Origin of the sequence: Mesorhizobium sp. M0633 (assembly GCF_040320645.1) — a bacterium.
Taxonomy (GTDB): Bacteria; Pseudomonadota; Alphaproteobacteria; order Rhizobiales; family Rhizobiaceae; genus Mesorhizobium.
The window spans coordinates 125,662-146,430 of record NZ_JAMYQC010000012.1 but is presented as its reverse complement, the minus strand read 5'-3'; the positions used below and the strand labels follow the sequence as shown (position 1 = coordinate 146,430).

General features: G+C 64.0%; 16 protein-coding genes. 9 read left to right on the top strand and 7 right to left on the bottom strand.

Features of this window, described 5'->3' with window-relative positions; all coding sequences use genetic code 11:
* Nucleotides 1–2: 2 nt before the first annotated feature.
* Nucleotides 3–1,646, bottom strand: coding sequence for a glucose-6-phosphate isomerase (gene pgi, locus NKI47_RS15520; protein WP_352591237.1), 1,644 nt, complete (start codon nt 1,644–1,646; stop codon nt 3–5).
* Between the two features lie 255 nt (nt 1,647–1,901).
* Between pgi and pdxR the strand changes: the two genes are divergently transcribed.
* Both pdxR and NKI47_RS15510 read left to right on the top strand, forming a co-directional pair.
* A complete protein-coding gene (gene pdxR / locus NKI47_RS15515) occupies nt 1,902–3,395 on the top strand; it encodes a MocR-like pyridoxine biosynthesis transcription factor PdxR (RefSeq protein WP_023676815.1) in 1,494 nt (497 codons plus the stop codon).
* Between the two features lie 194 nt (nt 3,396–3,589).
* A complete protein-coding gene (locus NKI47_RS15510; protein ID WP_352455053.1) occupies nt 3,590–5,179 on the top strand; it encodes a trimethylamine methyltransferase family protein in 1,590 nt (529 codons plus the stop codon).
* A gap of 3 nt (nt 5,180–5,182) precedes the next feature.
* On the opposite strand, the gene chrA is transcribed toward NKI47_RS15510, so the two are convergent.
* The 4 genes from chrA to NKI47_RS15490 form a co-directional block, all read right to left on the bottom strand.
* Nucleotides 5,183–6,571 (bottom strand): chromate efflux transporter, encoded by a 1,389-nt coding sequence (chrA, locus tag NKI47_RS15505; protein WP_352591235.1) that lies wholly within the window; start codon nt 6,569–6,571, stop codon nt 5,183–5,185.
* Nucleotides 6,568–7,407, bottom strand: a complete 840-nt coding sequence (locus NKI47_RS15500) for a chromate resistance protein ChrB domain-containing protein (protein WP_352591232.1) — start codon at nt 7,405–7,407, stop codon at nt 6,568–6,570. The genes chrA and NKI47_RS15500 overlap by 4 nt, the downstream gene beginning before the upstream one ends.
* Nucleotides 7,408–7,725: 318 nt before the next feature.
* Nucleotides 7,726–9,531: an IlvD/Edd family dehydratase gene (locus NKI47_RS15495; protein ID WP_352591229.1), complete on the bottom strand. Its 1,806-nt coding sequence runs from the start codon at nt 9,529–9,531 to the stop codon at nt 7,726–7,728.
* Between the two features lie 238 nt (nt 9,532–9,769).
* Nucleotides 9,770–10,954: an Mrp/NBP35 family ATP-binding protein gene (locus NKI47_RS15490; protein ID WP_352577477.1), complete on the bottom strand. Its 1,185-nt coding sequence runs from the start codon at nt 10,952–10,954 to the stop codon at nt 9,770–9,772.
* 194 nt (nt 10,955–11,148) lie between these two features.
* Here NKI47_RS15490 and NKI47_RS15485 point away from each other — a divergent pair, with 194 nt between their 5' ends.
* Nucleotides 11,149–11,526: a VOC family protein gene (locus NKI47_RS15485; RefSeq protein WP_352591226.1), complete on the top strand. Its 378-nt coding sequence runs from the start codon at nt 11,149–11,151 to the stop codon at nt 11,524–11,526.
* A gap of 38 nt (nt 11,527–11,564) precedes the next feature.
* Here NKI47_RS15485 and NKI47_RS15480 read toward each other — a convergent pair whose 3' ends face one another.
* Together NKI47_RS15480 and NKI47_RS15475 are read right to left on the bottom strand one after the other, a co-directional pair.
* A complete protein-coding gene (locus NKI47_RS15480; RefSeq protein WP_352577476.1) occupies nt 11,565–12,569 on the bottom strand; it encodes an inorganic phosphate transporter in 1,005 nt (334 codons plus the stop codon).
* On the bottom strand, nt 12,569–13,210 hold the full coding sequence (locus NKI47_RS15475) for a DUF47 domain-containing protein (RefSeq protein WP_023676807.1): 642 nt from the start codon (nt 13,208–13,210) through the stop codon (nt 12,569–12,571). Before NKI47_RS15475 ends, NKI47_RS15480 begins: the two co-directional genes overlap by 1 nt.
* Before the next feature lie 193 nt (nt 13,211–13,403).
* Here NKI47_RS15475 and NKI47_RS15470 point away from each other — a divergent pair, with 193 nt between their 5' ends.
* The 6 genes from NKI47_RS15470 to NKI47_RS15445 all read left to right on the top strand — a co-directional run bounded on the left by NKI47_RS15470 (nt 13,404) and on the right by NKI47_RS15445 (nt 20,722).
* Nucleotides 13,404–14,303, top strand: a complete 900-nt coding sequence (locus NKI47_RS15470) for a LysR family transcriptional regulator (protein ID WP_023717897.1) — start codon at nt 13,404–13,406, stop codon at nt 14,301–14,303.
* A gap of 133 nt (nt 14,304–14,436) precedes the next feature.
* Entirely contained in the window at nt 14,437–14,916 is a 480-nt protein-coding gene (locus NKI47_RS15465) for a formate dehydrogenase subunit gamma (RefSeq protein WP_023676805.1), read from the top strand.
* Entirely contained in the window at nt 14,913–16,469 is a 1,557-nt protein-coding gene (locus tag NKI47_RS15460) for a formate dehydrogenase beta subunit (RefSeq protein WP_023676804.1), read from the top strand. The genes NKI47_RS15465 and NKI47_RS15460 overlap by 4 nt, the downstream gene beginning before the upstream one ends.
* Nucleotides 16,470–16,481: 12 nt before the next feature.
* Entirely contained in the window at nt 16,482–19,394 is a 2,913-nt protein-coding gene (fdhF, locus tag NKI47_RS15455) for a formate dehydrogenase subunit alpha (RefSeq protein ID WP_023676803.1), read from the top strand.
* 202 nt (nt 19,395–19,596) lie between these two features.
* Nucleotides 19,597–20,424, top strand: coding sequence for a formate dehydrogenase accessory sulfurtransferase FdhD (gene fdhD, locus NKI47_RS15450; protein WP_502897325.1), 828 nt, complete (start codon nt 19,597–19,599; stop codon nt 20,422–20,424).
* Nucleotides 20,414–20,722 carry a formate dehydrogenase subunit delta gene (locus NKI47_RS15445; RefSeq protein ID WP_352570237.1) on the top strand — a complete coding sequence of 103 codons (309 nt, stop codon included), beginning with the start codon at nt 20,414–20,416 and terminating at the stop codon, nt 20,720–20,722. Before fdhD ends, NKI47_RS15445 begins: the two co-directional genes overlap by 11 nt.
* Nucleotides 20,723–20,769: the final 47 nt, after the last annotated feature.

The window sequence follows — 20,769 nt, the reverse complement described above, 5'->3', positions numbered from 1 at the left end:
TTTCACTCCGGGCCGCGCAAGCGGTGGATGTATTCCACCAGTCCGGCAGTCGAGGCATCCCGCTTTGCGGCGTTCTCCTTGCCTTCAACGACGGGCAGCAGCCCGGTCGCCAGTTCCTTGCCGAGCTCGACGCCCCACTGGTCGAAGGAGTTGATGTTGAACAGCGTGCCTTCGACGAAGACGCGGTGTTCGTACAGCGCAATCAGCCGTCCGAACGTGTGGGGGTCGAGTTTCCTGTAGAGGATCGTCACCGAGGGGCGGTCGCCGGAGAAGACGCGGTGCGGAGCAATCCTGTCGACATCGGCCGGCTTCATGCCTTTCGCCAGCATCTGTGCTCGGGCTTCCTCAAGCGTGCGGCCCTTCATGAAGGCTTCCGACTGCGCCAGGCAATTGGCAAGCAGAAGGTCGTGGTGATGCTTCAGTTCCGGCTCGTGGCCGACGGCAGCGGCAAGGAATTCGACCGGAATGAAATCGGTGCCCTGATGCAGAAGTTGGAAGAAGGCATGCTGGCCATTGGTGCCGGGCTCGCCCCAGACCAGCGGGCCGGTCGGCGTCGTTACAGCGCCGCCGTCCAGGGTGACGCTCTTGCCGTTCGATTCCATGTCGAGCTGCTGCAGATAGGCCGGCAGCCTGGACAGACGCTGATCGTAGGGGATGACGGCGCGAGCGGGGTATTTGCAGATCACGCGGTGCCACCAGCCAATCAGCCCCATCAGCGCCGGCAGGTTCTTCGCCAGCGGCGCGGTGCGGAAATGCTCGTCCATCTCATGGGCGCCGTCGAGAAAGGCGCGAAAATCCTTCGGGCCGATGGCAATCATCACCGGCAGACCGATCGCACCCCAGACGGAATAGCGGCCGCCGACCCAGTCCCAGAAGCCGAAGACGCGATCGGGCGCGATGCCGAATTTGGCGACCAGGTCGAGCGCCGTCGAGACGGCGGCGAAATGCTTGCCGACCGCTTCCTTGCCGAGCGCCTTCTCGACCCATCTGCGCGCGGTTTCGGCATTGGTCATCGTCTCGACCGTGGTGAAGGTCTTGGAGGCGATGATGAACAGGGTGGTTTCGGCGGAAAGACCCTTCAGCGTGTCGTGGATATGGGCACCGTCGATATTGGATACGTAATGCGCGCGCGGCCCGTCATGATAGGGCGCCAGCGCCAGCGTCGCCATGGCCGGGCCGAGATCGGAGCCGCCGATGCCGATGTTGACGATGTCGGTGATTTTCTTGCCGGTCGCGCCGGCCGCCTTGCCGGAACGCACCGCGTCGGCGAAGGCACCCATCGCGTCGAGTACGGCAAGGACTTCCGCCTTCACGTCCTGGCCGTCGAGCACGATGCCCTTGCCGGTCAGGTTGCGCAGCGCCGTGTGCAGCACGGCACGGCCTTCAGTGACGTTGATCTTCTTGCCGGCAAACATCGCGTCGCGCCGGCCTTCGAGGTCAGCGGCCTCAGCCAGCTTCTCCAGCAACTCCATAGTCCGCGCATCGACCGCGCATTTCGACCAGTCGAGCAGCAGGTCGCCGTCACTGGCGGAGAATTTCTCGAAGCGCTGCGGATCGGCAGCGAAAGCCTCGCGCATCGAGCCCGATTTGGCCGCACGATGATCGCGCAATGCGTCGAGCTGCTTTTGAAAGGACGATTGATCCACTGCTTCGCTCCGGTCTCTTGAGATGCATCTTATCAGGCCGGATGTTTCCGGCGCGTGTCGTCGCGGCAAACTATCGGGTCGAATTCCATCTGTTTCAATGCGCAGCGATGCCGCAGCGCTGCGCGGGCCGACGCAAAGGATCACTGGCATAAATCCCAGCGATCAGAAAAATTGATTGGCGCAACACCTTGTGCCACCGGTACATTCGACTGGTCCAGCCAAGTGAAAAAAGCTGGCCATCGAGGAACATCTCCCATGCCACAGCGAAACGACACGGCCATATGGTCCGGCCTGTTCCGGATTTCGGCGGAATCCGGTCAGACCCTGCAGGCGCAGATCCGCCAGGCGATCGTCGCCGCCATCCTCGACCGGCAGATCGCGGCTTCCATGCCGCTTCCGTCCTGCCGGATTCTTGCCGAAAAACTCGGCGTGGCGCGCGGCACCGTGGTGCTGGCTTTCCAGCAGCTGGTCGACCAGGGCTTCCTGGTGGCGCGCGAGCGCCGCGGCCATTTCGTCAATCCCGAAGTGCTGGCGACGCCGGCCAAGCCGCATCAGAAGGCGCCCGACCAGGCCAACGAGATCGACTGGAAGGCGCGTCGGCAGATCGCGGCGAGCGACATGCCGCCGCCGGCCAAGCACGACAACTGGATCAAGTCGTCATACCCCTTCGTCTATGGCCAATTCGACCCGGCGCTGTTCCCGACCGCCGAATGGCGCGAGTGCAACCGCATGGCGTTGGCGGTGCTCGAAATCCGCAACTGGGCATCCGACATGGTCGACCGCGACGATCCGCTCCTGATCGAGCAGATCCAGGCACGGCTGCTGCCGCGACGCGGCATCTTCGCCAATCCGGACGAGATCATCGTGACGTTGGGCGCGCAGAACGCGCTTTACATGCTGGCGACGCTGTTGATGACCAAGGGCTCCAAGGTGGCGATGGAGGACCCGGGCTATCCCGATGCACGTTCGATCTTCCGGCTGGCCGGCGCCGAGATCCAGCCGGTTCCGGTCGACCACTCCGGCATCGTAACCTCGGCCATTCCCAATGATTCCGGCTTCGTCTTCGTCACGCCCAGCCACCATTGCCCGACCATGGTGCCGCTGTCGGCAGAGCGGCGGCAGGAGCTTTTGGCGCGCGCCAACCGGCACAACCAGATCATCATCGAGGATGGGTATGACAGCCAGCTCCTGGACGAGGCGCCGCAGCAGGCGCTGAAGAGCCTCGATCGCTCCGGCCGCGTCGTCTATGTCGGCTCGATGTCGAAGACGCTGGCTCCCGGCCTCAGGCTCGGCTACATCGTCGCCTCGGCCGGGCTGATCTCCGAGCTTCGGGCGCTACGCCGCTTCATGCTGCGCCATCCGCCGGCGAACAACCAGCGCGCCGTCGCATTGTTCCTGTCGCTCGGCCATCACGAGGCGCTGGTGCGGCGGCTGTCGAGCGCCTTCGACGAGAGGCGCAAGCGTCTGGTCCATGCGATTTCCGCCTTCCTGCCGGAGTGGCGCTCGACCGATTCGGCCGGCGGCACGTCGCTCTGGCTCGAGGGGCCGCGCGGCACCGATTCGCGCGGGCTGGCGGAGGCCGCGGCCTCACGGAGCGTCATCATCGAGCCTGGCGACCGCTTCTTCGACCGCACCGAAAAGCCATCGCGTTTCATGCGCTTGGGCATTTCCTCGATCGCGTTGCAGCACATCGAACCCGGCATCCGCGAACTGGCGACGGCAGCTGGACGCAGGCCGGCAGCGGCCTGATCTCCCTTCCCCGACCGGAGCCTGGCGCATGTAGTGCGGCTCCGGTTCTTTAGCTCCTTGGCATATGCGACGGGACCGGCTGGCACATAGGCTGTGCCAATGCCGGCGGCATAGTCGCTGTATAGAGGGGACGAAGCAGGCCGATGGTGGACCAACCGCCGCGCCCGCTCCGCAGCTAAAGTTGGAGTGCCTTCATGCCAATGGCCCATGAGAAGCAGGACGTGTCCGCAGACCAGCGTTCGCGGCGGTCCGGCGGGCGCGAGGCGCGCCGCGCCATGCGGGCGGCACCGCTTGCCGACGACGTCAAGCCGGTGCGTGCCGGCCTCGAAGGCGGAAGCTACAGCCCGCTCAGCGGCAGCGATTGCGAACGTATCCACGAGGCCGTGCTTACCCTTCTGGAGACGGTCGGCTTCGCCAACGCCATCCCCTCCTGCATCGAGGCGCTGACCAAAGCCGGCGCGACCTTCAGTGAGGACGGCCGCCTGCGGTTTCCTCGCGGCCTTGTGCTCGACACCATCAAGAACGCGGCGCGGCATTTCACCCTCCACGGCCAGGATCCGAAGCACGACATGGTGATCCAGGGCAAGCGTGTGCACTACGGCACGGCCGGTGCTGCGGTGCATCTTGTCGATGTCGAAAAGCGTGAGTATCGCGAGTCGCTGCTGCAGGACATTTACGATGCCGCGCGCCTGGTCGAAGGGCTCGACAACATCCATTTCTTCCAGCGGCCGATGGTGCCGCGCGACATTCCCGACCCGCTCGATATGGATTTCAACACGCTCTACGCCTGCGTCATGGGCACGTCGAAGCATGTCGGCACCTCGTTTACCGTGCGTGAGAACGTCAAGCCGGCGCTCGACATGCTCTATGCGATCGCGGGCGGCGAAGAGAATTTTCGCGCGCGGCCTTTCGTCTCCAATTCGAACTGCTTCGTCGTGCCGCCGATGAAGTTTGCCGAGGACGCCTGTGGCGTTCTCGAAGCCTGCGTCGAGGGCGGCATTCCGATCCTGCTGCTGTCGGCAGGACAGGCGGGTGCGACGGCACCGGCGGCGATTGCCGGCGCCGTGGTGCAGGCGGTCGCCGAAGTCCTCGTCGGCCTCATCTACGTCAACGCCATCAAGCCAGGCCATCCGGCGATTTTCGGTACCTGGCCGTTTGTCTCGGATCTCCGGACCGGCGCCATGTCGGGCGGTTCGGCCGAGCAGGCGGTGCTGACCGCGGCCTGCGCGCAGATGGCGCAATTTTACGACCTGCCGGGCGGTTCGGCCGCCGGCATGACAGATTCGAAACTGCCTGATATTCAGTCCGGCTACGAAAAGGGCATAACCGACGTGATGGCCGGTCTTGCCGGCCTCAACCTGGTTTACGAATCGGCCGGCATGCACGCCTCGCTGCTCGGCTTTTGCCTTGAGAGCCTGATCATCGACAACGACATGCTCGGCCACTGCCTGCGCTGCGTGCGCGGCATCGAAGTGACGGACGAGTCGCTGTCGATCGACACGATTGCCGATGTCTGCCTGAAGGGCCCGGGCCATTATCTCGGCAACGAGCAGACGCTGCGGCTGATGCAGACCGAATATTTCTATCCGGCCGTCGGCGACCGCTTTTCGCCGAAGGAATGGAATGAGAAAGGCAGGCCCGATATCCTGCAGCGGGCGATCATCGAGAAGAAACGCGTGCTTGCCGAACGCTTCCCGCGCCATGTGCCAAAGCCGGTCGACGACAAATTGCGCGCCCGCTTCGGCGATATGATCAAGCTGCCGCGCGGCAGAATGGGCGGCTGAGCGTTACCCGCTCGCCGCCAGCAACAAGACACCGGCCAGCGCCGATCCGGCAAGCGTCGGCAGCATACCGATCTTCAGCTTCAGAATGGCGATCATCGAGGCACAGGAAAGCAGCGCCGCGCGCCAGTCTATCGATGAAAGCACCGGCACGTCCATTCCAAGCCCGACATTGCGCACTTCGCCGAAGATAACGTGCAAGCCGAACCATAGAGCGAGATTCATGATGACGCCGACGACGGCGGCGGTGATCGCACCGAGCGCCGCCGACAGCGCCTTGTTGCCGCGCAGCGCTTCGATGTAAGGCGCCCCAAGGAATATCCATAGGAAACATGGGGTAAACGTCGCCCACAGCGTGAACAGCCCGCCAAACAGTCCGGCAAGCAGCGGCGCCAGCAAGCCCGGCTGGCGGAACGCGGCAACGAAGCCGACGAACTGCAAGACCAGGATGAGCGGACCCGGCGTGGTTTCGGCAAGTCCGAGGCCGTCGGCCATTTCACCGGGTGCCAGCCAGCCGAAGTACTCGACCGCTGCCTGCGCGACATAGGCAAGGGCTGCGTAGGCGCCGCCGAAGGTGACGACCGCCATGACACTGAAGAAGCCACCGATTTGAGTCCAAACGCTGGCAGGGCCGGTGAAAGCCCAGACCAGCAGAACAGGCCCCAGCCAGATCGGCAGCCAGATCGCCAAAGTGCGCGGCGCGTGCCATCGTGTCGGCCTGACGTGGGTCAGTTCACCGCGCTCGAACATCAGATCGACCACGCCCTTTATGTCGGGAACATCGCCCTTGCCATGCGAGGCGCCGGAAAAAACTGCCGGCGCACTACGGTTGCCGATCCAGCCTGCCAGCCCGGCAAGCAGCACGATCAGCGGAAACGGCACGTTCAACGCGTAGATGGCGATGAAGGCGGCGAGTGCGATCGACACCATGACCGGGTTTTTCAGCGCGCGTCTGCCGATCCGGATCACCGCCTCGATGACAATGGCGAGCACGGTCGCCTTGACCCCGAAAAACAGCGCCGCGACGAGTGGTACATCGCCATAGAGCGCATAGAGGCTGCTCAGGACGAGCATGACAAGCGCGCCCGGCACGACGAAGAGGAGGCCGGCAACAAGGCCGCCGACCGTTTTGTGCAGCAACCAGCCGATATAGATGGCGAGTTGCTGGGCCTCGGGGCCAGGGAGCAGCATGCAGTAGTTCAACGCATGCAGAAAGCGCTGTTCGCCGATCCAGCGCCGTTCCTCGACCAGTTCCTTGTGCATGAGCGCGATCTGCCCGGCCGGGCCGCCAAAGCTGAGCACGCCGATTTTCGCCCAGACCTTCACGGCCTGCCGGAAGCTCGGCACAGCGGGCTCCTGGATCTCCGCCGGCTTTTTCGAAAGGACGGCGCTCACGATGGTTTGCCTGCGCCGAGACTGACTGCGCCGGCGACCGGCCAGTTATGCGTCTCCTCGGTGGCATCGCGGCACCAGCGGAAAAACGCATCGTAAAGGAGCATGCCGGCCTCGAGCTGCTCCAGATCGTCGCGAAACATCCGTGACAGGCCAAGCGAGGCGGCCAGGAACCCGGCCGCCTGTGGAACAAGATCGAGGCTCGCAGTATCGGCAGCGCGTATGATCGTGGCCAGGCGATCGAGCGCTTCGGATTTGAGCCCGAACTCCTCGATCATGGTGTCGAAGGTGCAGCGTTCGCCGCGGTGGCTCCAGAACACGTTCTCGATGTCGAAAGGGATGGCCTGAAAGCGATCGGCGACGGCCGCCACTTCGGCCGGCTCGACGAAGAGAAAGACCGCGTGAGGATCGATGAAGCGCCGGATCAGCCAGGGGCAGGCGATGCGGTCGACCTTCGGGCGCGTACGCGTCACCCAAACGGTGCGGCCCTTGGCATCGGCGGGCGGTATCTTGTCGGCGTGAACGAGAAGGCCCTTGGCATCGCGCCACGCTTCAAACCCGCCATCGAGCGATTCGGCGGCAACGCCCTCCTGCCGTAGCCATGCGGCCACGCCTTGCGAGAGCTTTTTTCCCTGTTGGCAGACGACTGTCACTTGCCTGCCGGCGAAGTCGGCAGCCCAGTTCGAGACACTCCTGAAATCACGACGATCCGACCCCGGCAGCAGGCGCGGATCGGCGTTGTAGTCATCATCGATGCGGACGTCGATGATTGCGGGTGCACCCGGCAGCCCAATCAGACGGGACAGTTGCGATACAGTGATAGCGGTTGTTGACGGCATGGCGTCCACCTCCTTGAAAGAGAAGCTTGGACGCGAACGTTGGGCTGACGCCTCACGGGGTCGTCGCGATGCACCCCTTGCGATGATCGTGGATTTGTCACGCCCGCTTGTCAAGCATTGCCGTTCTCGCGGGAGCAATCGCTGTTGACAAATGACCGCGTCCAACCCTGTGCCGGGCATTTCTGCCCATTAACGGCAGGCTATCGCAGGTGGAAAGCCGAGGCTTTCGCTCTACGATGTACCCCCACCCCTACCCCTCCTGGCGCTGACCTCGGCAAATTGCCTGCACCGGCGGCTGGCTCGTGCGACGGACCCTGGTCAGTGATTGTCCCTCGGCACGCCGCTTGTATGAGCCACATCCTGGTATTTCACCGCCGGCTTCAGCACCATGCCTTCGGAAAACTGGTCGACCATGCCGCGCTGGATTTCCTGCCAGGGCGTCTGGTGCTTCGGATACTGATAGCCGCCATTGTTTTGCAGCTCGGCGCGGCGGCGCGTGATCTCGTCGTCGCTGACGAGGATGTCGGCGGTGCCCTTGCGCAGGTCGATGCGGACGCGGTCGCCGCTCTTCAGCAGCGCCAGGCCGCCGCCGATGGCGGCTTCCGGCGAGGCGTTGAGGATCGACGGCGAGCCCGACGTGCCCGACTGGCGACCGTCGCCGATACAGGCCAGCGCGTGGATGCCCTTTTTGATCAGATAGGCAGGCGGCTGCATGTTGACGACTTCGGCGCCGCCGGGATAGCCGATCGGGCCGGCGCCGCGCATGAACAGGATGGTGTGCTCGTCAATTCCCTGTGCCGGGTCGTCGATGCGGGCGTGATAGTCCTCGGGGCCGTCGAAGACCATGGCGTTGCCCTCGAAGGCTTCGGGGTCCTTCGGGTTCGACAGATAGCGCTCGCGGAATTCGGGCGAGATGCCGCTGGTCTTCATGATCGCCGAATCGAACAGATTGCCCTTGAGATTGATGAAGCCGGCATTGGCTTTCAGCGGCTCGGCAACCGTGCGGATGACGTCGAGGTTCTCGTTGACGGCGCCGCTGCAATTGTCGCCGATGGTCTTGCCGTTAGCTGTCATGGCTTCCGGATAGGGCAGCAGGCCGCCCTTCATCAGTTCGGCGACCACGGCCGGCACGCCGCCGGCATGGTGATAGTCCTCGCCGAGATATTCGCCCGTCGGCTGCAGATTGACGATGAGCGGTATGTTGAGGCCGACCTTCTGCCAATCGTCATTGTCGAGCGGCACGCCGAGATGGCGGGCGATGGCGTTGAGGTGGATCGGCGCATTGGTCGAGCCGCCGATCGCCGAGTTGACGACGATGGCGTTCTCGAAGGCCTTACGGGTCATGATGTCGGAGGGCTTCAGATCCTCATGCACCATGTCGACGATGCGCTTTCCGGTCTCGTAGGCGATCTGGCCGCGCTCGCGATAGGGGGCGGGGATAGCGGCCGAGCCCGGCAATTGCATGCCGAGCGCCTCGGCCAGCGAATTCATCGTGGTGGCGGTACCCATCGTGTTGCAATAGCCGGTCGACGGCGCCGAGGAGGCAACGATATCCATGAACTCGTCATAGCCAATCTCGCCGGCCGACAGGCGCTGGCGCGATTCCCAGACGATGGTGCCGGAGCCGGTGCGCTTGCCCTTGTGCCAGCCGTTGAGCATCGGGCCGACCGAAAGCGCGATAGCCGGAATGTTGACGGTGGCCGCGGCCATCAGCATGGCCGGCGTCGTCTTGTCGCAGCCGATGGTGAGCACCACGCCGTCGAGCGGATAGCCGTAGAGCACCTCTACCAGGCTGAGATAGGCAAGGTTGCGGTCAAGTGCAGCAGTCGGCCGCTTGCCGGTCTCCTGGATCGGGTGGCAAGGGAACTCGAAAGGGATGCCACCCATCGAGACGATACCTTCGCGCACGCGCTTGGCCAGTTCGATGTGATGGCGGTTGCAGGGCGACAGGTCGGAGCCGGTCTGGGCGATGCCGATCAGCGGCTTGCCGGACATCAGTTCGGCCCGCGTCAGCCCGTAATTCAGGTAGCGCTCCAGATAGAGTGCCGTCATGCCCGGATTGTCGGGATTGTCGAACCACTCCTGCGAGCGAAATTTTTTCTTGTGGGTGGGGGCGCCTGCCATCGTGGTCTCCGTATTTGTATGACAAATCGATATGACAACGCGCGGGAGCAGGCAAGGGGCACGCGCCATCCGAATCCGCTCTTTGGTACGAAAGACATACATCTGCCTCCGCGCTAGACGGGATCGTGGTTTGTCAGCCCGCTATCCCGGAAAAGTTGGAGCGCGTCGCCGCGGACCCTACCTGACCCTTCCGGCCACCCTCCCCCTCAAGGGGCCCACTTGGGGAGGGACATCCGCATCACTCGAACACGATGCTCGGCACTGCAGCCTCGGCCGCGCCGCGCTCTTCATTGACGCGGTCCCAGACCTTGGCGGCGATGTCGCGATAGATTTTCGCCTCAGCGCCATCCGGCTTGGAGACCACCACTGGCGTGCCGGCATCGGAGCTTTCGCGGATGCCCATCTCGAGCGGCACTTCGCCAAGGAAGGTGACGCCGAGACGCTCGGCCTCGCGGCGGGCGCCGCCATGGCCGAAGATGTCGTAGCGTTTTCCCGTATCGGGGGCGAGAAAATAGCTCATGTTTTCGACGATACCCAATAGCGGCACGTCGACCTTTCTGAACATGTTGAGGCCTTTGCGCGCATCGATCAGGGCCAGGTCCTGTGGCGTCGAGACGATGACGGCGCCGGCCAGCGGCACCTGTTGGGCCATGGTCAGCTGGGCATCGCCGGTGCCGGGCGGCATGTCGACGACGAGCACATCAAGCGGTCCCCATTCGACCTCGCGCAGCATCTGCGTCAATGCCGACATCACCATCGGCCCGCGCCAGATCATCGGCGTCTCCTCATCGACGAGGAAGCCCATCGACATGACCTTGAGGCCATAATTCTGCATCGGCTTCAGGATCTTGCCGTCGACGGTCTGAGGCCTGCCACGAATGTTGAGCAGACGCGGCATGGAAGGGCCATAAATGTCGGCATCGAGCACCCCGACCCGCAGCCCGTTGGCGGCAAGCCCAAGGGCGATATTGACGGCGGTGGTCGACTTGCCGACGCCGCCCTTGCCGGAAGCGACGGCGATGATCGCTTCGATGCCGGGTACGCCGCGCTTGCCCTGGCTGTGCGAGGCGGGCGCCTGCGGCGCGGGACGCGCAGGTGCGGCCGGCGGAGCGGGCCTCTGAGCCGGTCTTTGCGGAACCGGCGCCTCCATGCCGCCGCCCTTCTTTTCCGCCGTCAGCGCGACCACGGCGCCGGCAACACCGGGGATCGCCTTGACGACACGTTCGGCCGCCGCACGCAGCGGTTCCATCTCCTGGGCACGGGCAGCGGGAACGGTGATCGAAAAGAACACCTTGGCATCAGCAATGAAAATCTCGGAAACCAGGCCGAGGTCGACGATATTGCCGGTGAAATCCGGCCCATTGACCGTCTTCAGGCGCTCGATAACGATTTCCTTGGTCACGTTTTCATTGGCGGCGGGCATGAGTTTTTCCTCTACTTTTCCGCTCCAGATAATGCAGTTCCGGAACAGAACCAAGCGATGGACCACCAATTGCAGCGGCGTATCGGGGAGGCAGCGAGCATATAACGGCATTTCCAGTGGGAGCAGCCGTCGCCAAATCGTCAACGCAGCCTATTTCATGAGCATGGAATGACAGCCAGGGAAGGAGACGAATCATGCTCGCAAACAGCAACGCGACGGCCAATCTCGCCGTGAAGGACCTGGCCAAGGCCAGGGCATTCTACGAAGGGGTCCTTGGCCTGAAAGAGGTGCACAATGAAGGTGGCGAACTGATCGTCTATAAAAGCGGCGACACCAGCATCAACGTCTACCGTTCGAACTTCGCTGGGACCAACAAGGCGACGGCTGTGACATGGACGGTCGGCGACGAACTCAGCAAGATCGTTGAGGCATTGAAATCGAAGGGCGTGACCTTCGAGCATTACGACATGCCAGGCCTGACGCTGGACGGCGATGTTCATGTCGGTCAGGGCATGAAGGTCGCATGGTTCAAGGATCCGGACGGCAACATCCTGAACCTTGTGGATAGGTAGATACGGCGCATCGCCTGCCGCGCAGTGCTACGGTGCTGTCACCATGCCAGGCCGACCGCGAGGTAGGTGAGAGCCGCGATCGCCGCGGTTGCCGGCAGGGTGACGATCCATGCCACCACGATGTTACCGGCAATGCCCCAGCGAACGGCGGAGACGCGGCGGGCGGCGCCGACGCCGATGATGGCGCCGGTGATCGTGTGCGTGGTCGATACAGGAATACCGAGCCAGGTGGCGGCGAACAGGGTGACCGCTCCGCCGGTCTCGGCGCAGAAACCCTGCATCGGGTTCAGCCGGGTGATCTTCGAGCCCATGGTGTGGACGATGCGCCAGCCGCCGAGCAACGTGCCCAGCGCCAGCGCCGACTGACAGGTGATGACGACCCACAGCGGCACGTAAAAATTCGCGCCGAGCATGCCTTGCGAATAGAGCAGCACGGCGATGATGCCCATAGTCTTCTGCGCGTCGTTGCCGCCATGGCCGAGCGAATAGAGCGAGGCGGAAAAGAACTGCATGACGCGGAAGGTGCTGTCGACGGCGAACGGCGTCCGCCGCACGAACAGCCAGGAGACCGCGAGGATCAGGACGAGCGCCAGCAGAAAACCTGCCGCCGGCGATAGCACGATGGCCGCCGTCGTTTTGCCCAACCCGGTCCAGACGATGGCACCGGTGCCTGCCTTGGCAACGCCGGCGCCGACCAAACCGCCGATCAGAGCGTGCGAGCTGCTGGACGGAATTCCGACGAGCCAGGTGACGATATTCCAGACGATGGCGCCGACAAGTGCTGCGAAGACCACTGCCGGCGTGACGATGCTGGCGTCGATGATGCCGGTTCCGAGCGTCTCCGCTACGTGGAGACCGAAGAACATGAAGGCGATGAAATTGAAGAAGGCCGCCCAGAACACCGCATAATGCGGCCGCAGCACCCGGGTGGAGACGATGGTGGCGATAGAGTTGGCGGCATCGTGCAGGCCGTTGAGGAAATCGAAGAACAGCGCGACGACGACAAGGCCGACCAGCACCGGAAAGGCTATCGCGGCTTCCACTATACGTTCTCGATGACGATGCCGCTGATTTCGTTGGCGACGTCCTCGAAGCGGTCGACCACCTTTTCCAGCTGGCCGTAGATCTCGCTGCCGATCAGATAGGCCATAGGATCGCTGCGGCCGTGCCGCTTGAACAGGTCCTTCAGGCCCTGTTCGTGCAGGTCGTCGGCCCGGCCTTCGGCGCGCATGACTTCCTCGGCGATGGCGTTGAGGCGCACCGTATGCGCCCCGACCTTGCCGAGAAGCGGGATCGCCTCGGCCACCAACTTGGCGGCCTCGACGATGACGCCCCCCATTTCCTGCATCAGCGGGTCGAATTCCTTCTTTTCGAACAGCTTTACCGTCTTGACGGTCTTGTGCATCATGTCGATGGCATCATCCATCGACTGGATCAGGTCCTTGATGTCGCCGCGGTCGAAGGGCGTGATGAAGGAGCGGCGCACGGCCAGCAGCACTTCCGCGGTGATCTGATCGGCTTCGTCCTCGAGATCGATGATCGTCTGACACCAGCGGTCGATGTCGTTGCCCTGCAAAAGCTGCTGCAGTGCCTCGGCGCCACCGACCACGGTGCGGGAATGCCGCTCGAACAGGTCGAAGAAGCGATCTTCGCGCGGCAGCAGCTTGCGGAACCAGCCCAGCATGTTCGGTCTCCCGTCGTGTCCAGTCCACGACCCCGTCTCATTCACATAGCGCCGCATTCCATCGCGGGAAACAGTAAGCCGGCTGAAAGATGTGGATGCGGACGATTTACACACGCGGCTTGCGGCCGAAGGCGATTTCCACGACGTTGCGCGCTACAATCGGACACAGCGTCCGTGACAGGCTCCCGACGGCATGATCGATAAGCTGGAATTCTTCATAGCACTTGCCAGGGAAGAACATTTCGGCCGGGCGGCGGAGGTGTGCGGCGTCACCCAACCGACGCTTTCGGCCGGCATCAAGCAGCTGGAAGGCCAGCTCGGCGTGATGCTGGTGCTGCGCGGCTCGCGCTTCCAGGGATTGACGCCGGAAGGCAAGCAGGTGTTGGTGTGGGCGCGCCGCATCGTCGGCGACAGCAGGACCATGCGCGAGGAGATGCGGGCGGCACGCCACGGCCTGTCGGGGCGCATCCGCATCGCCGCGATCCCGACGGCGCTGGCCATGGTGGCGCGATTGACGACGCCGTTTCGGGCAAAGCATCCCGGCGTCACCTTCTCGGTGCTGTCGCGCACCTCGATCGAGGTGCTGTCGCTGCTCGGCAATTTCGACATCGACGCCGGTATCACCTATCTCGACAACGAACCGCTCGGACGCGTCACCAGCGTGCCGCTCTACGACGAGCGCTACCAACTGATCACCGCCGTCGGGAACCCCTATTTCGACCGCGACAAAGTGACATGGGCGGAACTCAGTCAGCTGCCGCTCTGCCTGCTGACGCCCGACATGCAGAACCGCCGCATCATCGACCAGCATCTGGCCGAAGCCGGCGTGCAGGTGCGGCCGACATTGGAATCCAACTCGATGATCGTGCTGTTTTCGCATATCCGCACCGGCAAATGGTCGTCCATCATGCCGCTTAACCTTGCGGAAACGTTCGGCTTTTCCGAGCCGATCCGGGCTATCCCGATCGTCGAGCCGGATGCCAGCCACACCGTCGGGCTGGTGGCGGCACCGCGCGAACCGCACACGCCACTGGTCTCGGCGCTGTTGGACGAGGCAATGGCGCTGGCGGACGATTTCCGCGCCCGCCGCTAGGCTAGACAAGGCTGGTGACCGCGAACGATAGAAAATTTCTATCGAGCAACGGATCGGCTTTATTGATTTAGCGGGTTTCCTCTGATTTCCTAAGCACTTAGCGGAAGACCGCCACGACCAGGGAGGGCGCTGCATGACGATGCAGCCTGCAAGTACCGAGATCGCATCGCGCACCGCGGCGATCATCCACGAGCTGAAAGGCCTCGAAGGCCCGCTGCTGCCGATCCTGCACGGCATCCAGGAAGAGTTCGGTTATGTGCCGCAGGACGCGCTGCCGGTCATCGCCGAGGCGCTGAACATTTCCAGGGCCGAGGTGCACGGCGTCGTGACCTTCTATCACGATTATCGCAGCCAGCCGGCTGGCCGCCATGTGCTGAAGCTCTGCCAGGCGGAAGCCTGCCAGTCGATGGGCTCGGATGCGATTGCCGCCAAGCTCAAATCATTGCTGGGCATCGGTTTCCACGAGACAACCCGCGACGGTTCGGTGACACTGGAGCCGGTCTATTGCCTCGGCCTTTGCGCCTGCTCGCCGTCGGCAATGCTGGATGACGAGGTGATCGGGCGGCTCGACGACGAAAAGCTCAACGAGATCGTTGCCGAGGTGCGCTCATGATCCCGCGTATCTATATTCCCGGCGATTCCGGCGCGCTGGCGCTCGGTGCGGAAAAGGTCGCCAAGGCGGTTCGTGCGGAATTGGCCGAGCGCGGCATCGAGGCCAAGATCGTGCGCAACGGCTCGCGCGGCGCCTATTTCCTCGAGCCGATGGTCGAAGTGGCAACAGCTAATGGCCGCGTCGCCTATGGGCCGGTGAAGCCCTCCGACGTCAAAAGCCTGTTCGACTGCGGCTTCCTCACCGGCGGCCACCACAAGCGCTGGCTGGGCGCACCGGACAAGATCCCGTTCCTTGCCAGGCAGACGCGGCTGACCTTTGCGCGCTGCGGCGTCACCGATCCGCTGTCGCTCGATCACTACAAGGCGCATGGCGGGCTGAAGGGCCTGCAGAATGCAGTGGCGATGACGCCGGCCGAGGTCGTCAAGCAGGTGACCGAGTCCGGGCTGCGCGGTCGCGGCGGCGCCGGCTTCCCGACCGGCATCAAATGGAAAACTGTGCTCGATACGTCGGCCGACCGCAAATACATCGTCTGCAATGCCGATGAAGGCGATTCCGGCACGTTCGCCGACCGCATGATCATGGAAGGCGACCCCTTCGTGCTGATCGAAGGCATGGCGATCGCCGGCATCGCCACCGGCGCGACCAAGGGCTTTATCTATATCCGCTCCGAATATCCGCACGCGGTGGCGGTGATGCAGAAGGCCGTCGAGATCGCCCGCAAGGCCGGCGTGCTCGGCGTCAATGTGCTCGGCTCGGCCAATTCATTCGACATGGAAGTGCGCGTCGGCGCCGGCGCCTATGTTTGCGGCGAGGAAACCGCCCTGCTCGACAGCCTCGAAGGCAAGCGCGGACAGGTGCGGGCCAAGCCGCCGCTGCCGGCGCACAAGGGCCTGTTCGGCAAGCCGACAGTGATCAACAACGTCATCTCGCTGGCCTCGGTGCCGGTGATCATGGACAAGGGCGCTGCCTTCTACAAGGATTTCGGCATGGGCCGTTCGCGCGGCACCATCCCGATCCAGATTGCCGGCAACGTCAAGTATCCCGGTCTCTACGAGGCCGCGTTCGGCATGACGCTGGGTGAGATCGTCGACGATATCGGCGGCGGCACGGCGACCGGGCGTCCGGTCAAGGCGGTACAGGTCGGCGGTCCGCTCGGCGCCTATTTCCCGCGCGCCCTGTTCGACACGCCGTTCGACTACGAAGCGTTTGCGGCCAAGGACGGGCTGATCGGCCATGCCGGCATCGTCGTTTTCGACGACAGCGCCGACATGCTGAAGCAGGCACGCTTCGCCATGGAATTCTGCGCCATCGAGAGCTGCGGCAAGTGCACGCCGTGCCGCATCGGCTCGACGCGCGGTGTCGAGGTGCTGGACCGGCTCTCCCAGAACGTCGAACCGGAAAAGCAGATCGCGCTGGTCACCGACCTTTGCAACACGATGAAGTTCGGCTCGCTTTGCGCTCTCGGCGGCTTCACCCCATATCCAGTGATGAGTGCACTCAACCATTTCCCGGACGACTTTCGGCCGACGCCGGTCGCCGAAGCAGCGGAATAGGAGCGGACAGGTATGAACGCGGCATTCGACATCAAATCGCTGGTCCAGGAAATCGACTACGGCACACCCGCCTCTGAAGCAGAACAAAAGGTAACGCTGACGGTCGACGGCAAGTCGGTGACGGTGCCGGCGGGGACCTCGATCATGCGCGCTTCGATGGAAGCGGGCGTCGAAATCCCGAAACTCTGCGCCACCGACATGCTGGACTCGTTCGGCTCCTGCCGGGTCTGCCTCGTCGAGATCGACGGGCGCGGCGGCACGCCGGCCTCGTGTACGACGCCGGTCGGCGAAGGCATGGTCGTGCATACGCAGAGCGACCGGCTAGACGCCATTCGCCGCGGCGTGATGGAACTCTACGTCTCCGACCATCCTGCGGCGTGGGGCGAGAAGGCCGGCACTGGCGCCAGCGAGTTCGACAAGGTCGTCAGGACGGTCGGCCTGACCGAGAACCGCTATGGCGTGGACGGCCGCAACCACGTCAAGCAGGAAAACGGCGTGGCGCCCGGCCATGGCTCGCTGACCATCGATTACATCGCCCGCGATGAATCGAACCCGTATTTCACCTACGATCCGACGCAGTGCATCGTCTGCTCGCGCTGCGTGCGCGCCTGTGAGGAGGTGCAGGGCACGTTCGCGCTGACCATCGAGGGCCGCGGCTTCGAATCCAGGGTCTCGGCCGGCATGCACGAGGCGTTCGTCGATTCCGAATGCGTGTCGTGCGGGGCCTGCGTGCAGGCCTGCCCGACCGATGCGCTGAGGGAAAAGACCGTGCTGGCGAAGGGCCTGCCCGAGCGCTCGACCGTCACCACCTGCGCCTATTGCGGCGTCGGCTGTTCGTTCAAGGCCGAGGTCAAGGGCGACGAGGTCATCCGCATGATGCCCTACAAGGCAGGCAAGGCCAACCACGGCCACTCCTGCGTCAAGGGCCGCTTCGCCTATGGCTACGCGACGCACAAGGACCGTATCCTGAAACCAATGATCCGCGAGAAGGTCAGCGATCCGTGGCGCGAAGTGTCGTGGGAAGAGGCGCTCACCCATACGGCGAATGAATTCCGCCGCATCCAGTACCAGTACGGCCGCACCTCGATCGGCGGCATCACCTCCTCGCGCTGCACCAACGAGGAGACCTACCTCGTCCAGAAGCTTGTCCGGCAGGGCTTCCGCAACAACAATGTCGATACCTGCGCCCGTGTCTGCCATTCGCCGACCGGCTATGGTCTCGGCCAGACCTTCGGCACCTCCGCCGGCACGCAGGACTTCGATTCGATCGAGCAGACGGACGTGATCCTGCTGATCGGCGCCAATCCGACCGATGCGCATCCGGTGTTCGCCTCGCGCATGAAGAAGCGCATGCGCGAGGGCGCCAAGCTGATCGTGCTCGATCCGCGCCGCACCGACATCGTGCGCTCGGCCCACGTCGAGGCGCAGTTCCATCTGCCGCTGAAGCCGGGCACCAACGTCGCCATGCTGACCGCACTTGCCCATGTCATCGTCACCGAGGGCCTGTTCGACGAGGCCTTCATCCGCGAGCGCTGCGACTGGGACGAGTTCCAGGACTGGGCATCGTTCGTGGCGCTGCCGGAAAATAGCCCGGAAGTGGTCGGCCAGCTTGCAAATGTCGATCCCGACGACATACGCGGCGCGGCGCGGCTCTACGCCCGCGGCGGTAACGGCGCGATCTATTACGGCCTCGGCGTGACCGAGCACAGCCAGGGCTCGACCACCGTCATCGCCATTGCCAACCTCGCCATGGCGACCGGCAATATCGGCCGGCCGGGCGTCGGCGTGAACCCGCTGCGCGGCCAGAACAATGTGCAGGGCTCCTGCGACATGGGCTCGTTCCCGCACGAGCTTCCCGGCTATCGCCACATTTCAGGCGACGCGGTGCGCGCCATCTATGAGAGCCTGTGGGGCGTCAAGCTCGACGACGAGCCCGGCCTGCGCATCCCCAATATGCTGGATGCGGCCGTCGACGGCTCGTTCAAGGGGCTCTATGTGCAGGGCGAGGACATCCTGCAGTCGGACCCCGACACCAAGCATGTCGCCGCCGGTCTCGCCGCGATGGAATGCGTCGTCGTGCACGACCTCTTCCTCAACGAGACGGCCAACTACGCGCATGTGTTCCTGCCCGGCTCGACGTTCCTCGAGAAGGACGGCACCTTCACCAATGCCGAGCGCCGCATCAACATGGTGCGCAAGGTGATGGAGCCGAAATGCGGCTATGCCGACTGGGAAACGACGCAGGAGCTCGCCAAGGCGCTCGGCCTCGGCTGGAACTACACGCATCCGTCCCAGATCATGGACGAGATCGCCAAGACAACACCAAGTTTCGCCGGCGTTTCCTTCGACCTTCTCGACCGGGTGGGCTCGGTGCAGTGGCCCTGCAACGAGAAGTCGCCGGAAGGCACGCCGATCATGCATATCGGCGGCTTCGTGCGCGGCAAGGGCAAGTTCATCCGCACCGAATACGTCGCGACCGACGAAAGGACCGGACCGCGCTTCCCGCTGCTGCTGACCACCGGCCGCATCCTGTCGCAATACAATGTCGGCGCGCAGACCCGGCGCACCGACAATGTGGTCTGGCATAGCGAGGACCGGCTGGAGATCCATCCGCACGATGCCGAAAATCGCGGCCTGCGCGACGGCGACTGGGTGCGGCTGACCAGCCGCTCCGGCGAGACGACGCTGCGCGCGCTGATCACCGAGCGGGTGTCGCCGGGCGTCGTCTATACGACCTTCCACCATCCCGACACCCAGGCTAACGTCATCACCACCGACTTCTCCGACTGGGCGACCAACTGCCCGGAATACAAGGTGACCGCGGTGCAGGTGGGTGCATCCAACGGCCCGTCGGAATGGCAGCGCGACTATGACGAGCAGGCAAAGCAAAGCCGCCGCATCGCCCCGCTGCAAGCAGCGGAGTAGCGGTTTTGGTTTCGTGCCGGAGTACCCCCCTCTGGCCTGCCGGCCATCTCCCCCTCAGGGGGGGAGATTGGATGTCATCTCGACTTTCGCCAATCACCAAAGTCGAAAGGTGCGCCGCGACGCCTGAACTGCCGATCTCCCCCCTTGAGGGGGAGATGCCAAATGATGACAAAGAGGGCAGGCCAGAGGGGGGTGCCGCGTGATGCCCAAACGTCGTGCTGTCACACAGATCAGCCGCCTCGCGCGCCGCGCCGGCGGCACTGCGGCCGCCAACCGCATGGTGCCGGAAGAGACGCCGGTGGCGTTCTCCTTTGCCGGCACCACGCATGCGGTGATGATGGCAAGCCCGGCTGATTTCGAGGATTTCGCGCTCGGCTTCTCGCTGACCGAAGGCATCATTGCCTCGCCGGACGAAATCGAAGCGATCGAGGTCGAGGATCACGGCGCCGGCATCGATATCCAGATCCGGCTGAAGGACCAGGCCAACACCCGCTTCGAAGCGCGGCGGCGCAGGCTGGCTGGGCCGGTCGGCTGCGGGCTGTGCGGCATCGAATCGATCGAGGAGGCGATGCGCTCGGTAAACCCGGTCGGTGCGTCGCAACTTACACTTCAGGCCAATGACATCGTCCGCTCGGTCAAGCTTTTGTCGAAGCTGCAGCCGCTGCACGCCGAGACCGGTGCCGTCCACGCCGCCGGTTTTTACCTCCCCGGCAAGGGCATCGTCATGGCGCGTGAGGATGTCGGCCGCCACAACGCGCTGGACAAGCTGGCTGGCGCGCTGGCCAAAGCCGGTATCGACGGCAGGTCGGGGGCCGTCGTCGTCACGTCGCGCGTTTCGGTCGAGATGGTGCAGAAGACCGCGGCGATCGGCTCGGCCGTCATCATTGCCGTCTCGGCGCCGACCGCACTTGCCATCCGCACCGCGGACGATGCCGGCATGACGCTGGTGGCGCTGGTGCGCGGCGACGATTTCGATATTTTTACCCATCCTGACCGAGTGGTTTCCGGAGTTGCCAAGCATGTCGCATGACGAGGGCCACCTCATGAGCACCAGCGAAAAGCTGGTTCGCATGGCCAACCAGATCGCCGCCTTTTTCCACTCAAAGCCGCGCGAGCAAGGCATTGCCGGCGTCGCCGAGCACATCAACAAGTTCTGGGAGCCGAGGATGCGCCGGCAATTGTTCGAGATGCTGGACAGCGGCGGCGAAGGGTTCAACGAGCTTGTCGTCGCGGCCGCGCCACACATCAAGCGGCCTGGCGCGCCGGAGGGCGCAGGTTTCAGCGCTGGCGGAGCGAACACCGAGACGACCGCCGCGTCACAGAAGTAGGCGCCGCGGGCCCACATTCACGCTCTCTAAAGTTTCATCTGCCGCAA